At 67.1% G+C, this 12973-nt stretch carries 13 protein-coding genes and 1 tRNA gene; 7 read left to right on the top strand and 7 right to left on the bottom strand.

Going from position 1 to position 12973, the window contains the following annotated elements; translation table 11 throughout:
• Positions 1 to 69 precede the first annotated feature (69 nt).
• Together BMW35_RS11320 and BMW35_RS11315 are read left to right on the top strand one after the other, a co-directional pair.
• The gene (locus tag BMW35_RS11320) at positions 70 to 714 is read left to right on the top strand and encodes a helix-turn-helix domain-containing protein (protein ID WP_089669547.1); all 645 of its coding nucleotides are present in this window, start codon (positions 70 to 72) and stop codon (positions 712 to 714) included.
• Positions 715 to 789: 75 nt separating this feature from the next.
• Positions 790 to 1191 carry a HalOD1 output domain-containing protein gene (locus BMW35_RS11315; protein ID WP_089669546.1) on the top strand — a complete coding sequence of 134 codons (402 nt, stop codon included), beginning with the start codon at positions 790 to 792 and terminating at the stop codon, positions 1189 to 1191.
• 130 nt (positions 1192 to 1321) lie between these two features.
• Here the strand turns inward: BMW35_RS11315 and BMW35_RS11310 are convergent, their stop codons facing one another.
• Positions 1322 to 1561: an ArsR/SmtB family transcription factor gene (locus BMW35_RS11310; protein ID WP_089669545.1), complete on the bottom strand. Its 240-nt coding sequence runs from the start codon at positions 1559 to 1561 to the stop codon at positions 1322 to 1324.
• 129 nt (positions 1562 to 1690) lie between these two features.
• Between BMW35_RS11310 and BMW35_RS11305 the strand changes: the two genes are divergently transcribed.
• The 3 genes from BMW35_RS11305 (at position 1691) to BMW35_RS11295 (ending at position 4139) form a co-directional block, all read left to right on the top strand.
• Positions 1691 to 2371 (top strand): DNA methyltransferase, encoded by a 681-nt coding sequence (locus BMW35_RS11305; protein WP_089669544.1) that lies wholly within the window; start codon positions 1691 to 1693, stop codon positions 2369 to 2371.
• Positions 2371 to 3153 (top strand): DNA-methyltransferase, encoded by a 783-nt coding sequence (locus BMW35_RS11300; RefSeq protein WP_089669543.1) that lies wholly within the window; start codon positions 2371 to 2373, stop codon positions 3151 to 3153. Before BMW35_RS11305 ends, BMW35_RS11300 begins: the two co-directional genes overlap by 1 nt.
• 116 nt (positions 3154 to 3269) lie before the next feature.
• On the top strand, positions 3270 to 4139 hold the full coding sequence (locus BMW35_RS11295; protein WP_089669542.1) for a hypothetical protein: 870 nt from the start codon (positions 3270 to 3272) through the stop codon (positions 4137 to 4139).
• Between the two features lie 452 nt (positions 4140 to 4591).
• On the opposite strand, the gene BMW35_RS11290 is transcribed toward BMW35_RS11295, so the two are convergent.
• The 4 genes from BMW35_RS11290 to trmY form a co-directional block, all read right to left on the bottom strand.
• A tRNA-Pro gene (locus BMW35_RS11290) sits at positions 4592 to 4664 on the bottom strand.
• Between the two features lie 115 nt (positions 4665 to 4779).
• On the bottom strand, positions 4780 to 6918 hold the full coding sequence (katG, locus tag BMW35_RS11285; protein ID WP_089669541.1) for a catalase/peroxidase HPI: 2139 nt from the start codon (positions 6916 to 6918) through the stop codon (positions 4780 to 4782).
• A 125-nt stretch (positions 6919 to 7043) separates the two neighbouring features.
• Positions 7044 to 7487, bottom strand: a complete 444-nt coding sequence (locus tag BMW35_RS11280; RefSeq protein WP_089669540.1) for a TIGR00725 family protein — start codon at positions 7485 to 7487, stop codon at positions 7044 to 7046.
• A gap of 2 nt (positions 7488 to 7489) precedes the next feature.
• Positions 7490 to 8080 carry a tRNA (pseudouridine(54)-N(1))-methyltransferase TrmY gene (gene trmY / locus BMW35_RS11275; RefSeq protein WP_089669539.1) on the bottom strand — a complete coding sequence of 197 codons (591 nt, stop codon included), beginning with the start codon at positions 8078 to 8080 and terminating at the stop codon, positions 7490 to 7492.
• A gap of 131 nt (positions 8081 to 8211) precedes the next feature.
• Between trmY and BMW35_RS11270 the strand changes: the two genes are divergently transcribed.
• Positions 8212 to 8535 carry a DUF8000 family membrane protein gene (locus BMW35_RS11270; RefSeq protein WP_089669538.1) on the top strand — a complete coding sequence of 108 codons (324 nt, stop codon included), beginning with the start codon at positions 8212 to 8214 and terminating at the stop codon, positions 8533 to 8535.
• Positions 8536 to 8603: 68 nt separating this feature from the next.
• Complete coding sequence (locus BMW35_RS11265; RefSeq protein WP_089669537.1) at positions 8604 to 9413, top strand: DUF8054 domain-containing protein; 810 nt, start codon at positions 8604 to 8606, stop codon at positions 9411 to 9413.
• Positions 9414 to 9465: 52 nt separating this feature from the next.
• On the opposite strand, the gene BMW35_RS11260 is transcribed toward BMW35_RS11265, so the two are convergent.
• A complete protein-coding gene (locus BMW35_RS11260; protein ID WP_089669536.1) occupies positions 9466 to 10689 on the bottom strand; it encodes a hypothetical protein in 1224 nt (407 codons plus the stop codon).
• A 161-nt stretch (positions 10690 to 10850) separates the two neighbouring features.
• On the bottom strand, positions 10851 to 12950 hold the full coding sequence (locus BMW35_RS11255; protein ID WP_143052194.1) for a hypothetical protein: 2100 nt from the start codon (positions 12948 to 12950) through the stop codon (positions 10851 to 10853).
• Positions 12951 to 12973 lie beyond the last annotated feature (23 nt).

The following is a 12973-nucleotide window of genomic DNA, read 5'->3' as shown; positions in this document are numbered from 1 at the left end:
CCGCTACACCCTCCGCGCCGTGTCGCTGAACACACCCGACGACCCCCGGACCACCGGGAGACACAGCGGATGGTCTCGATAGCCGAGTTCCGGCTCCCCACCGACGCCTTCCCCCTCGGCACAGTGTTCGTCGGGCTCCCGGACGCGACCGTCTACCTCGACCGCGTCGTCCCCGGCACGGGCCGCGTGGTGCCGTACTTCTGGGTGCGGGACACCAACCGACCGCGCGTCCGCGACCAGTTCGGTGACCACCCCGGCGTGCGCGACGTCCGCGAAGTCGACCGCGTCGACGGCGACCACCTCCTGCGCTGCGAGTGGGTGCCCGACCACGCCGGCATCCTGGACGTGCTCGCGGCCGACGCCGTCACGCTGTTGTCCGCCGTCGGCACCGCCGACGGATGGACCTTCGAAGTCCGCGGCGACACCCGGGAAGCCATCGCGCGCTTTCAGGCCCACTGCCGCGACCGCAGCATCCCCATCGAACTGACCGAACTCCACACGCTCCAGGCCGTCGACGCGAACGACGTACTCACAGACGCCCAGCAGGAGGCGCTCGCGCTCGCCTACGACCGCGGCTACTTCGACTCCCCGCGCCAGGCGACGCTCGCAGAACTCGCCGACGGCCTCGACATCACCCAGCAAGCACTCGGTGCCCGCCTCCAGCGAGCGACCCGTCGGCTCGTCGAGCGGGCGCTCGGTGCCCAGCACCGCTGAAACGGGGCCCCGATAAGTACCCCCTTGTACTCGAAACAGCCAGAGTGACCCGCGCCGAGCGGCTACGTACGCTCGATGTCAGACCAAGGCACCCTTCCAGCCACCAACTCGACCCCCAGCGACCAGTCGGTCCCGGGCGCACCGACGCCGGGCGGCCACAACCTCGACCGGAGTGTTTGCTCGTTCGACTACTTCGAGTACGACGGCGAGAAAGCGGTCTTCTACGCCACCTTCGACAGCACCGACACCGACCCGAGTCTCGCCGTCGCGAGCGCGGTCGCGGTCGTCACCAACACCGACCCGACGGCCATCGAGCCCCTGCACACCACCATCGACACCGACGCCCTCGACGCGATTCTCACGCGGGGCCCCGTCGACGGAGCCGACGTCACGGTCACGTTCACGGTCGAGGGCCACACCGTCCAACTGGAGACCGGCGGCACGCTCAGCGTCTGCCTGCCCGACGCCGACACGTAACCCGACACGGGGTGACGGACCGCGGAAGCCTCGACTGTCTACTGCTCTCGCTCGATTCTCCGCCCGCCTGACCGACAGGGAACGGCCGAGCGACCCCAGAACGCCGGCCGTCGTCGGTCGGCCGAGAGCGTCACGACTCGTCGAGCTGAGCGGCCTCGACTGTGAGCACTCCCTTCTGTGTGAGTTCGTATACTTCGCGCCGCCCCTCCTCCCTCCCCGCGACGTAGCCTGCGTCGTCTAACTGCTCCAGGTGCTCGTAGATCGTACTGCCTTGGACCCCTAGCTCTTTGGCGAGCATGTAGCCGTGGCGTGGTTTCTCGTGGAGGAGAGAGAGAACGTCTCGCTTTGCGTCCGTCAGCGTCAGGCCCATGAGGGGGTTTCGTCTGCGCCCGTGGAAAAGTGTATTCTCACACACCCATGCGTAGGTGAGCACCTACCTAAATCGGGAGAAAGAATGAAGCACTCAAGTCCCCCAGACCCGGACGATAGAAGCAATCGAATGTTCCTCGTCGATCTCACGAGTATCGTCTCCGCTGCGTCGTCACTAGACGGAGTGCTGGACGAAACGAGTGGGCTGTGGGCGTCGCTGTACGACCGGATGGACGCCACCGAGACCCTCTGGGTTGTGGCACCCAACGATTACCGCGACGGGCAGATGTGGCCCGTTTCGATGGCCGCAGCCGACGCTGCCCGCGAGGAGTCGAATCTCGTTCTGAAGAACACGATCACACTCCACACGTGGGACGACCGCGGAGCCGACATGGAGAGCGCCTACGACGAGATTCTCTTTCTCGTGAAGGACAAACGCGAGTACCAGTTCCACAAAGACCGCATTCGGACCGCACACGTCTATCAGGGCCACGAGTGGGGCGGCGAGCGCGAGACGGGCAACAGCGCCTATCACGATAGCGCGGTGAGTCGATACAACGAGGACGGAAAAGACCCCGGCAACGTCTGGCTGGAAGAAGACCGGACACAGACCGACACTCAAGAAGTCAATGAGACGAACCAACTCCCTCTCGAAGAGGCTGTGCGCCGATGTGTACTCGCGGGGTCCAGTGAGGGAGAGACGGTTCAGTTGGTGAACGGAGACCACACCCTCGCAGCGACCATCGCCGGCGAAGACCGTGAAGTGGATGGACTCGATATCACAACACTCCGCGGAGAGGTGGTGGACTGATGCCCGGCCTCGATGCGTACGACGGGCTGAAGGTACACTGGCGTTCGAGCGAGGACATGGAGAGCGTCGACGAGGGCTCCGTCCAATCCGTCGTCACGTCACCGCCCTACTGGGATTTGAAGGATTACGGCCACGAGAACCAGATCGGGACGAGTGACGAATCGTACGAGCGATACCACGAGCGGCTGCAGCGAGTCTGGCAAGAGTGCTATGACGCGCTCTCCGAAGACGGGACGATGTGGGTCGTCGTCGACACCGTCATGGACCGAGGTGACCTCCAACTGCTCCCGTTCCACATCGCGGAGCGAGCCGAGGAGTGCGGGTTCGTGTTGCAGGATATGGTCACGTGGTACAAGCCGACGGCCATCGCGGGGATGACCGAGCGAAACGTCGTGAACAAGAAGGAGTACGTCGTCTTCCTCTCGAAATCGAAGGACCACAAATTCCGTGACGGACGCGGGTCGAATGGGTCAGAAGACCCCGCGGTCGGGTCCGGGCACCGACTCGGAAACCTGTGGCGGCAGCCAGTGAAGCGCGGGTCGGTCGGGCAGAACGTCCTCCACAAAGCCCCCTACCCAGTCGCGCTTGTTGACCGCATCGTTGAACTCTCGACGGACGAGGACGACACAGTTCTCGACCCGTTCCTGGGTTCGGGAACGACCGCGTACGCAGCCCTCGATTCGGGCCGCAGGTGCGTTGGGTACGAACTGAACGAGGAGTTCCGCGACGTCGTCGAGGAGCGACTCGAACCCGTCCGGCAACGGTCTCTCACTGAGTTCTAGATCTCCGTTTCTCTCGTCTCCTCCGTGGATCTGGGGGCGTGTGTAGCTAGGTAGTTACCTATGTATCGGCGTTCGAAGATTGATTGTTTATCGGGGGAAAGCGTCCGTACTCGCATATGTCTGACAGAGACCCCTGGACGGACAGCCTCGGATTCACGGATTTAGGGACCGAGGACCGAGCGGAGACGCTTGCGGAAGTGAAAACCCTCATTCAGGAGCTTCACGAGAAACACCCCGAGGTCTTCGACGACGAGTCGCTCACACCACAGGAGTACGGACGGGAACTTCGCGATGCGATCTTCTCTCTCGGAGGGACGTTCCGGCAGGGACACGGTGCCGACAACGAGGATGTCGTGCGCGACGTATTTCTCGCCCCGGCTCAGGAGGACGGGCACCTGACATACGCCGACAATCGGGAGGGCGAACGCATCGACTTCAAGGGGAGGCTCCGAGACACAGGCGACACCTTCGCGATGGACGTAAAGGGTGGCGAGGGACAGTCAATTGGCCATCTGCTCGTTCCAGACAACACGGACATCTTGGTGTTGTGGTCGGAGCGAAACGCTCGAAACACCAAATCACCCTCCTCACGGCTGAACGAAGTCATCAATAGAGCCGTGCGGTGGGGATTCAATCACGCGGAAGACCCGAGTTATATCGTAATCCGTGACCCGCCCGCGGGAGCAGTTACCGACGACAACCGTATCATCCCCGACGTGGTCGTCTTTCCCGAGCAGTTCCCGTCGCCAGACGACCCTGACCCCGACCTGCCCACCCTAGACAACCTCCGCTTCGCCGAACTGCTGTTCGATGTGCTGACCGACATAGGCGACCTGAACGACGATACCGTGAAGAAACACATCTGGTGGCACAACCTCACGTACAGTGACGGCCGGATCGACAAGGAAATCCGGAACGCGTGGGACGAGACCATCAGCCTGCCGACGCAGTCCATCGATTACTCCCGCATCTCGGACGTGACGTAGCTCGCCCACAGGGCACCGCTAGGCACGCACTCAAGCAGTCTACGAGGTGGCGCACCACGACGCCCCCCTGCTCTTGACGCACCCGCGAACAGTGGCACCGCGTGGTCGGTGCGCCACGCGTCGACCAATCCCGGTCTGAGGCCTTCGGGTCACAGCCCCGAAGAGGGTCCGGTTGCCTCCTCGCGAGCGAACGCGTAGTCGCAGACGGGGTGACCCGAGAAACCGACGAGCTGCTGCGCGCACGAGGCGGAAGTGCTGCAGAGACGCACCCAGACCACACTCCGCAGAGCCGTCCTGACCATCAGAGATACGGGGAGCGTGGACCGACGCGACGCCCAAATCACCCCGGAGCCCGGACCTCGCGAGTGTCCGATCGCTTCGCTCACGAGGGCGCACTCACGGCTAGCTGAATAGCGAAAGAAGTCACCAATCGAGTCGAATTGCGGGAGAAGTGGGCCGGCGCGAATTCGAATCGCGGTTACGGCCACCCGAAGGCCGAAGGATACCAAGCTACCCCACCGGCCCGCACTCGAACGAACGCACGTGGGCGGTTTAACGGTTCCGAATCGGCGAGCAGATGCGGGGCGAACGACCCCGTCGGACCGCCCGACGAGCTACCGTCCGGGCGAGAGCGCCGCGGTTACTGCAGGTCGAAGCGGTCGAGCTTCGTGACCTTACTCCAGGCGTCCACGAAGTCCTCGACGAACTTCTGCTCGGCGTCGTCGGCGGCGTACACGTCGCCGATGGCGCGCAGCCGGGAGTTCGACCCGAAGATCAGGTCGAAGCGCGTGGCCTCCAGTTCGTCCTCGCCGGTCTCGCGGTTCCGGCCGACGTAGACGTCCTCGTCCTCGTCGGACTGCTCCCACTCGTAGTCCATCGTGAGCAGCGTCTGGAAGAAGTCGTTGGTCAGCGTCCCGGGCTCGTCCGTGAAGACGCCGCGGTCGGAGTCGCCGTAGGTCGCGCCGAGGGCGCGCATGCCACCGACCAGCACGGTCATCTCCGAGGCCGTCAGGTCGAGCAGTTCGGCCTTGTCCACGAGGCGCTCCTCGGGGGTGTCGTCGTAGCCGTCACCGACGTAGTTCCGGAAGCCGTCGGCCTTCGGCTTCAGCGCCTCGAAGGACTCGGCGTCGGTCTGCTCCTCGGTGGCGTCGACGCGCCCCGGCTCGAACGGCACCTCGACGTCGTAGCCGGCGTCGGCCGCCGCCTGCTCGACGGCCGCGTGGCCGCCCAGCACGATGAGGTCGGCCAGCGAGACGCGGACGTCGTCCGACTGCGATGCGTTGAACTCCTCCTGGACGTCTTCGAGCGTGCGGAGCACGGTCGTCAGCTCCTCGGGCTCGTTGACCTCCCAGCTCTTCTGGGGCTCCAGACGGAGCCGGGCACCGTTCGCGCCGCCGCGCTTGTCGCTGTCGCGGTACGTCGACGCGGACGCCCACGCGGTCTTCACGAGCTGCGGGACAGAGAGGTCCGTCGCGAGGATGTCCGCTTTGAGTTCGGCCGCGTCCTCGTCGCCGATGACGTCGTAGTCGGCGTCCGGGAGCGGGTCCTGCCAGAGCATCTCTTCGTCCGGAACCTCGGGGCCGAGGAAGCGCTCCGGCGGGCCCATGTCGCGGTGCGTGAGCTTGTACCAGGCCTTCGCGAAGTTGATGCCGAACTCCATCGGGTTGTCCTGGAAGCGCTCGACGATTTCGCGGTAGTCCGGGTCACGCTTCAGCGCGATGTCCGTGGTGAGCATCATCGGCGTCACCGTGTCGTCGCCCTCGACGTCCTCTGCGGAGTCTCTGAGGTCCTCGTCGACCGGGAGCCACTGCCAGGCACCACCGGGGCCCTTCTGGGCCGCCCACTCGTACTCGAGGAGGTTGTCGAGGTAGCCCGAGTCCCAGGCGGTCGGTGCCTGCGTCCAGGGACCCTCGATGCCGCTCGTGATGGTGTCCTTGCCCTTGCCGGACCCGTAGCTGCTCGACCAGCCGAGGCCCTGCTGCTCGATGGGCGCAGCCTCGGGCTCCGGGCCGACGTGCTCGTCGGGGTCGGCGGCACCGTGGACCTTCCCGAACGTGTGACCGCCCGCGATGAGCGCGACGGTCTCCTCGTCGTTCATCGCCATGCGGTCGAAGGACTCGCGGATGTTCTCCGCGGACAGCTCGGGGTCGGGGTTGCCGTCCGGCCCCTCGGGGTTCACGTAGATGAGCCCCATGACGGTCGCACCGAGGTCGCCCTGGAGGCTCCCGTCTTCGTCCCAGCGCTCGGAGGCCTCCCACTCGTCTTCGGGGCCCCAGTCGACCGCCTGGTCGGGCTTGAACGTGTCCTCGCGCCCGCCGGCGAAGCCGAACGTCTTCGCGCCCATCGACTCGATGGCGACGTTCCCCGCGAGGATGATGAGGTCAGCCCACGAGAGCTTGCGGCCGTACTTCTGCTTGATCGGTTCGAGCAGCCGGCGGGCCTTGTCGAGGTTCGCGTTGTCCGGCCAGCTGTTGAGCGGCGCGAGCCGCTGAGCACCCTCGGAAGCGCCGCCGCGGCCGTCAGTGGTGCGGTACGTGCCCGCGCTGTGCCACGCCATCCGGATGAACAGCGGGCCGTAGTGGCCGTAGTCGGCCGGCCACCAGTCCTGCGACGTGGTCATCACGTCCTCGATGTCTGCCTTGACCGCGTCGAGGTCGAGGTCCTGGAACGCCTCGGCGTAGTCGAAGTCGTCGTCGTGGGGCCCGATGCTCCGGGCGTTCTCGTCGAGAATATTGACGTTCAACTGGTTCGGCCACCAGTCCTGGTTAGACTTAGTCATCGTCTGTTAATTGCTTCTTACCCATATAATCTTGTTCCATTCGGTAAGGAACCTTCGTACCAGCCCAAGCAAACTGTCTGTTGCGTGTAGGTGTCAGCGGTGGCTAGCGCGACCCTCGACGCCGGTCAGAGCGTCCGCGATTCGACGTAGTCGACGGCGTCGGTCGGCGTCTCGACGGCGTGGACGTGCGGGGCGTCGAACGTCCCGAGACCCGCGGTCGGGCGGTCGTGGATGCCCGCGTAGCCGAGTTCGGAGAGCGTGCCGCTCGCGCCGTCGACCGCCACCACGGCGTCGCCGTTCAGCACCACGAGGCCGTTGCGCGCGTGCCCGATGCCGGTCGCGATGGCTTCCTCGACGTGCTCGTTCGCGTCGGCGCGGTCGTAGCCCGGGAGGATGCCGATGGTGTGGCCGTCGTGCTCCCGAGCGCCCGCGCTGACGGCCTCCATGACACCGCCGAGGCCGCCCGTGACGACGGTGTGGTCGCGGTCGGCGAGCACGCGGCCGAGTTCCCGCGCGGTGTCGGCAGTCGCCTCGTCGATGCGGCTCCCGCCGACGACGCTCACGCGCACGGTCAGTACACCTCGAAGCCGTCGGTGTCGAGGTAGTTGTGCGCGACCGTGACGGTGTGGTCGGCGTGCAGGACTTCGGGGCCGACGCGCACGCGCTGGTCGCTGGCGTCGGCGAGCAGGGCGGCCTCCTCGTCGGTGAAGTCCCGGTGGTCCGACAGCACGAAGGTGGGGTCTGCCGGGGGTTCGACATCGGCCAGCGGCGCGCCGTCCTCGTGGAGTTCCACGACCGTCCCCGAGACGGCGTCCAGCACCGCCTCGAAGCCGCGTTTGGAGACGTGGATTCCGGGTGTCGACTCGGCCTCCCGGTGGCCGATGGCCTGGTCTTTCGCGTCGAGCGCCTTCTGCAGGAGGCTCGCGACGTTGCGCTCGTCGGGGTTCATGTACCGGAGGTCGCCGGCGTCGATGCGCACCGTCACCTCGTCGCCGAGGACGAGGAACACCGCCACGTCGTCGCGGATGCCGTGCGAGCGGAACAGCGCCGCACTTACGCAGCGGCAGAGCACGTCCAGCCGGCCGGCCGCGCCCGGCAGGTCGTCGAGCGGGAAGTCGGGAGTCGTCGGAGCGTCGTGCCCGATGACGACGAACTGTCTCATGCGTGGGTCGTCGGGCGTGGGTGGCTTACGTGCATCGGGTTCGGGACTGGCGCGGAGAACAGCTCCGACGGCCGCGGCGCGTGCAGGTAGCGACAAACCCTATGTGCCCGCCAATCGACTTCCTCAAAGAGATGAGTCGGTCGCTCGAACTCTCGGGGAGCGCGCTCCGGGTCGTCTTCGAGGCGGTGTCGGTGGTCGCCCTCGTGGTGTTCGTCGGGCCGGCCGTCTGGCCGCCAGAAGACGCCGCGGGCGTCGCGCTCGTCGCCCTGTTCGGCCTCGTGGTGGTCGGTCTCGTCGCCGCGATGTGGCGCAGCCGGCGCGTCGACGCGTCGTACCTCCGGTCGGGCTACGACATCTCCGACGACCCGGTCGGGGACCCAGGGCAGGTAGCGAAAGACCGATGGCGGAAGTCGGTCGCGCGTCTGCCCGACGGGAACGACGAGGAGGACGACTGACTGGACCCACCGACAGTAAGAACCACACAGCTAGTAAGATTTATACAATCCACTGTCGATATTAACGTATGGATATGCGGTTTCTGTCCCGACTGCAGAACCCCGAGTACACCGGTGAGAATCGATGTACGCCGTGTACCGTGCTCAACAGCCTCATCGCGGTCGCGGCGGCTGGCGGTGTGGCACTCGTCTCCCCGGCGCTTGCAGTCGCGACTCTCCTCGGCTCGGCGGTCGTCATCACCCTCCGAGGCTACCTGGTGCCCGGAACGCCGACACTCACTAAGCGGTACCTCCCGCGGCGCGTGCTGGCGTGGTTCGGGAAGACGCCGCTCCCCGACGAACCGGTACCGACGGACGACCGGCCGGAGAACACCGATACGGACCTCGAAGCACTGCTGTCCGAGAAGGGTATCGTCCGGCCGTGTGCGTCCGCTGACGACCTCTGCCTGTCCGACGCGGTCCGCGAGACGTGGCTCGCCCACCTCCGGACCGCGGACGAGTGCAGCCCGGAGCACGTCGCCGAACTCACGGACGATCAAGCGGCAACGTACGAAATCACCGAGAAGCGGGGCGGCGTCGTCGCCTACGACGGCGGGTCGGAGGTCGGCCGCTGGCCGTCCGAGGCGGCGCTGCTCGCGGACGCGACGTGCGCCGCGACGATGAGCGAGCACTACCCCGGCTGGGCGTCCCTCTCGGGCGAGCGGCGGGGCGAACTGCTCTCGACGCTCCGGTTCTTCACGCCCGAGTGCCCGCGAGCGAGCGGCGAGGTGGAGCTGACCACGGAAACCGTCGAGACGTGCTGTTCCGCCCAGGAGGTCGTCGCGCTGCAGTGCGTCGAGACGGGGACGAACCTGGCCAGGCACCCGCTCAGGCAGTGACGCCGGACCGGGCTGCCGTCCGGCGAGCGGCCACGCGGACGCCCCGTGACGGCTAGCGGTACCGCGGACTGGCTCGGACGGCGCTGGCGAGCGCCGCCGGGTCGACGAGCGCTCTGAGGCGGACGTCGTCGCCGTCCTCGCGTTCGACGACGACGGGATACTTCTCGAACGGGAGCACGTGAACGAGGCCCAGAACCGTCCAGCCGAGCGGGTCGTCGCCGACCGAGACCGAACTGATGTCCTCGACGGGGACGACCCACTGCGTCTCGTCGAGCAGCGAGTCGTAGGCGACCAGCGCGTCGTCGTAGACCCGGTACTCCTCGTTGGCGTGCCCCAGCCAGACCGCGGCGAACACGGTGAGGACGGCGACCGGCGGCGCCGCAAGGAGGGCTATCGCGACCGCCCACAGCGTGACGCGCAGCGACCCGGAGAGGAGAACCGCGACAGTCCCGAGGAATCCGGTCAGCGAGGTGGCGAAGAGGACGGCGTACGAGAGGCCGTCGTGGACCGCCCACGCGCGGACGACGCCGCGGTCGTTCTGGACGGTCGCTCGCGGCGGTCCGTCCGGGACCGAGAGCGGGTCGAGTGTCGCACCGCCCGCGGGGTCGAAGGTCAGCGGCCACGGGCCGACCCCGGACTCGCGGCACTCGAAGGCGAACTTCGGGAGGCAGAACAGCGCCGTGGCCGCGGTCACCTGCGCGGGGTCCGAAGGCGTCCTGGAGAGCCACCAGACGGCGACGCAGGCGACGACAGTGCTGTAGACGATGTCGCGGCTCGGTCGGACGGTTCGTGCCGACGCGGTCGCGTACCGGCCGGCCGCGGCCCACGTCTGAACGATGCGGTCGTGTTTCACCGCGACGAGGAGCACGGCCGGGAGCAGTGTCGGCCCGAGCCCGCCCTCGAACGGCTCCAGCGCGGTCCACGCGAGCACGACCACCGGGAACACGGCGAAGAAGACGACCCACTGGTCGACGACGTACGGGAGGTTCCGCGGGTACACCGACGGGAGCCGGGCCGCGACTCGGACGCTCCCTCGTTTGTCCGCCACCGTCTCGTACAGCGATTCGAGGAACCGGAGCGGCGTCATCGCGGGCGGCGTGGTCGACGCCCGTTCAGCCGCGAGGCGTTCGTAGAGGAGGCGGGCGATGCCGGCGACTGCGTCGAGCGCGAACACCACCGCGATCGTGAGTGCGCTCTCCGAGAACAGCGCCCCGACGACCAGGGTCGCGTTCAGCGCGAGAACGATGCCGAGGAGCCCGGCTGTCCCGCTTCGCATCCAATGATAATTTCGGGATGTTTCACTTGAATCTATTCATTCCGGCGGGGTGCGTCCGGGCCCGCTCCGTAGCGTGTAGCCGGCGGCGTGCCGCCAGCCGCGGTCCGAGTCGGAGCCGGTGGCCCGGAGCGACCACCAGACGTCTGTCGGCACTCGTCCGGCTAGCAGGCGTCGAGCTCTGTCGGAGTCCCGTACCCGCTGCAGACGTCGACCACGTCGGGGCCGGCAATCGTGTTCGCGTACTCGAGGAGCGCCCCGACCACGGCCCCGCAAGCGACACCGCCGGCGATGGGGAACGCGATGCCGAGCGCCGTACACGTCCCGTACGCGGTCGCTTCGAGCCCGACAGAGAGGAGAATCGAGATCATGGCGAGGCAGCCGCCACAGCCGAGGTTGTTGTCGGCGATCTCTTGGAACGCTCCGGATTGGCCGAGCGAGACGAGCGACCCCGCGAATCCGGGCTTGATGCCGAGCAGGAACTTGCTGAGCGTCCGCTTCGGGAGCTTGTCCTGTGCCTCGGCGACGAGTTCGATGAGGACCTCTTGCGAGTCGACGATGAGTGTCGAGGTCTTGATCGCGATGTCGTCTATCGTGGTGTTCTGAGCGTTCTCGATGGCGTTCGAGATGATGTCGCTGGCCGTCTCCTTGGTGATGTCGCCGACGGTGGACGCGAAGTCCGAGAGCGTGTCCCCGAACGCGTCGAGGAGGTCCTGCGGGCTCGGGACGTCCGGCACCCAGTCGGGAACCGAGAACCACTGAGTCGTGTACGTGCCGCCCGCACTCCCGTCGAAGACGTCGACGGACGGACCGGCGTCCGTCGCGGAGCGGTGCTTCGTCCCGCGCTCGAAGGTCTGGACGTCGAACGACGACCCGCGGGCCGGGTCGCTGAGTTGGTGGACGGAGAGCTTGCGCGGGTTCCCGTCGTCCGCGAGCCACTGGAGTTCGTAGTTGGCCTGCTGGACCTCGTTGGACCGGCGCACCCGACTCAGGTGGGCGGAGCCGAAGTCGGCCTCGGGGAGGTCGGTGAGCTGGAAGAACGCCATGTCCCGGGCCACGTCGCCCGTCGTCGAGGTGGTGCGGAGGGCCTGGGCGTCGTGGCGAATCCGTCCGTCCACCCGCGCCTGAATCTGCTGGAAGGCGCTCGTGCGCTCGAACTGGGCCGCGAGCTGGCGCTTCGCCGACTCGACGGCGTCTTTGTACACCTCGGGGTCGAATCTGATGTCCAGCGCGTCGATGGACACCGCGGCGGGACGGCCGCGGTACTTCACGGCTTTCGTCTGACCGGCGTCGACCGTGAACTCTGCTCGCTGCGTGTCCTCGCGGTCGAGGGCGACGCCCTCGCTGGCTTCGACGGCGAACGAGACCGAGGTGTCGGCCGGCGCGGAGCAGAGCAGCCGCTTCGAGGTCTCCCAGACCTCGACGGCCGCGCCGTTCTCGTGCTCGATCTGTTCGACGTTCCCGTCGTAGCGGGCGACGACGTCGCGGGCCGTCGGCGACCCGGTGACGGTCCCGTCGGCGGCGCGGGCGCCCGTCCCCTGTTCGATTCGGGCCGCGTCGGAGGTGTGGACGGTCGCGTCCGCGTTCCCGCCGGTGATGTGGAGCTTTCCGGGGAGGTTAGAGGGGAGGACGTCCCCGGCGTCGACCGGCGACCCCTGCTTGAATACCTTCACGTCGTCGGCCGGTTCGAGGTAGGTGAGCTCGCCGGAGTACTTGAAGTCGGTGCGTCCCCGAATCGTGCCCGTGACGCGTCGGGGGTTCGGCTGGTCGAGGTCCGCGTCGACCGCTTCAATGCCGCCGCTCGCGGAGATGTCGACGTCCGTTCTGCCGCGGGCGACGACCGACAGCGACTTCTCCGGGTGGGCTTCGGCGTCGAAGCGCTCGCCGTTGATCGTCACGTCGACGCGCCCGGTCGTGGTGATTTCGACGACCTCGCCGCTGAACTCGTAGGCGTGGGTGTCGTCGGCGAGCGTCGCCGACGCGGTCCCGGAGTCGACGGCTCCCCGGGGCGCCTGCTTCGGGGAGAGCGTCCCGGAGACGGCGAACTCGTACTGGGCGTCGCCGTCCGCTCGGAGGGTGAGCGTCCGCGTCCGGGTCGGGCCGTCTCGGCTGATGGAGCCGCGTTCCGTCACTTTCGTCGCTTTGCTCGCGGAGCGGGCGCCCGCCATCGCGGGCCCCACCGAGAGGCCGCCTGCGGCGGCTGCGGCCGTCTTCAGGACGCTCCGTCGGGAGAGTCCGTCGCTATCTGCATCTCTATCTACCATGCAAAAAATAGCTAAGTTCCAGT

Origin of the sequence: Halobacterium jilantaiense (genome assembly GCF_900110535.1) — an archaeon.
GTDB lineage: Archaea > Halobacteriota > Halobacteria > Halobacteriales > Halobacteriaceae > Halobacterium > Halobacterium jilantaiense.
This window is presented reverse-complemented; position numbering and strand designations above follow the sequence as displayed.

Coding starts and splice junctions, on each gene's coding strand:
- BMW35_RS11315 (WP_089669546.1), top strand. CDS start 790: ATGTCAGACCAAGGCACCCTTCCAGCCACCAACTCGACCCCCAGCGAC.
- BMW35_RS11255 (WP_143052194.1), bottom strand. CDS start 12,950: ATGGTAGATAGAGATGCAGATAGCGACGGACTCTCCCGACGGAGCGTC.
- BMW35_RS11320 (WP_089669547.1), top strand. CDS start 70: ATGGTCTCGATAGCCGAGTTCCGGCTCCCCACCGACGCCTTCCCCCTC.
- BMW35_RS11300 (WP_089669543.1), top strand. CDS start 2,371: ATGCCCGGCCTCGATGCGTACGACGGGCTGAAGGTACACTGGCGTTCG.
- BMW35_RS11295 (WP_089669542.1), top strand. CDS start 3,270: ATGTCTGACAGAGACCCCTGGACGGACAGCCTCGGATTCACGGATTTA.
- katG (WP_089669541.1), bottom strand. CDS start 6,918: ATGACTAAGTCTAACCAGGACTGGTGGCCGAACCAGTTGAACGTCAAT.
- trmY (WP_089669539.1), bottom strand. CDS start 8,080: ATGAGACAGTTCGTCGTCATCGGGCACGACGCTCCGACGACTCCCGAC.
- BMW35_RS11270 (WP_089669538.1), top strand. CDS start 8,212: ATGAGTCGGTCGCTCGAACTCTCGGGGAGCGCGCTCCGGGTCGTCTTC.
- BMW35_RS11265 (WP_089669537.1), top strand. CDS start 8,604: ATGGATATGCGGTTTCTGTCCCGACTGCAGAACCCCGAGTACACCGGT.
- BMW35_RS11260 (WP_089669536.1), bottom strand. CDS start 10,689: ATGCGAAGCGGGACAGCCGGGCTCCTCGGCATCGTTCTCGCGCTGAAC.
- BMW35_RS11305 (WP_089669544.1), top strand. CDS start 1,691: ATGTTCCTCGTCGATCTCACGAGTATCGTCTCCGCTGCGTCGTCACTA.
- BMW35_RS11310 (WP_089669545.1), bottom strand. CDS start 1,561: ATGGGCCTGACGCTGACGGACGCAAAGCGAGACGTTCTCTCTCTCCTC.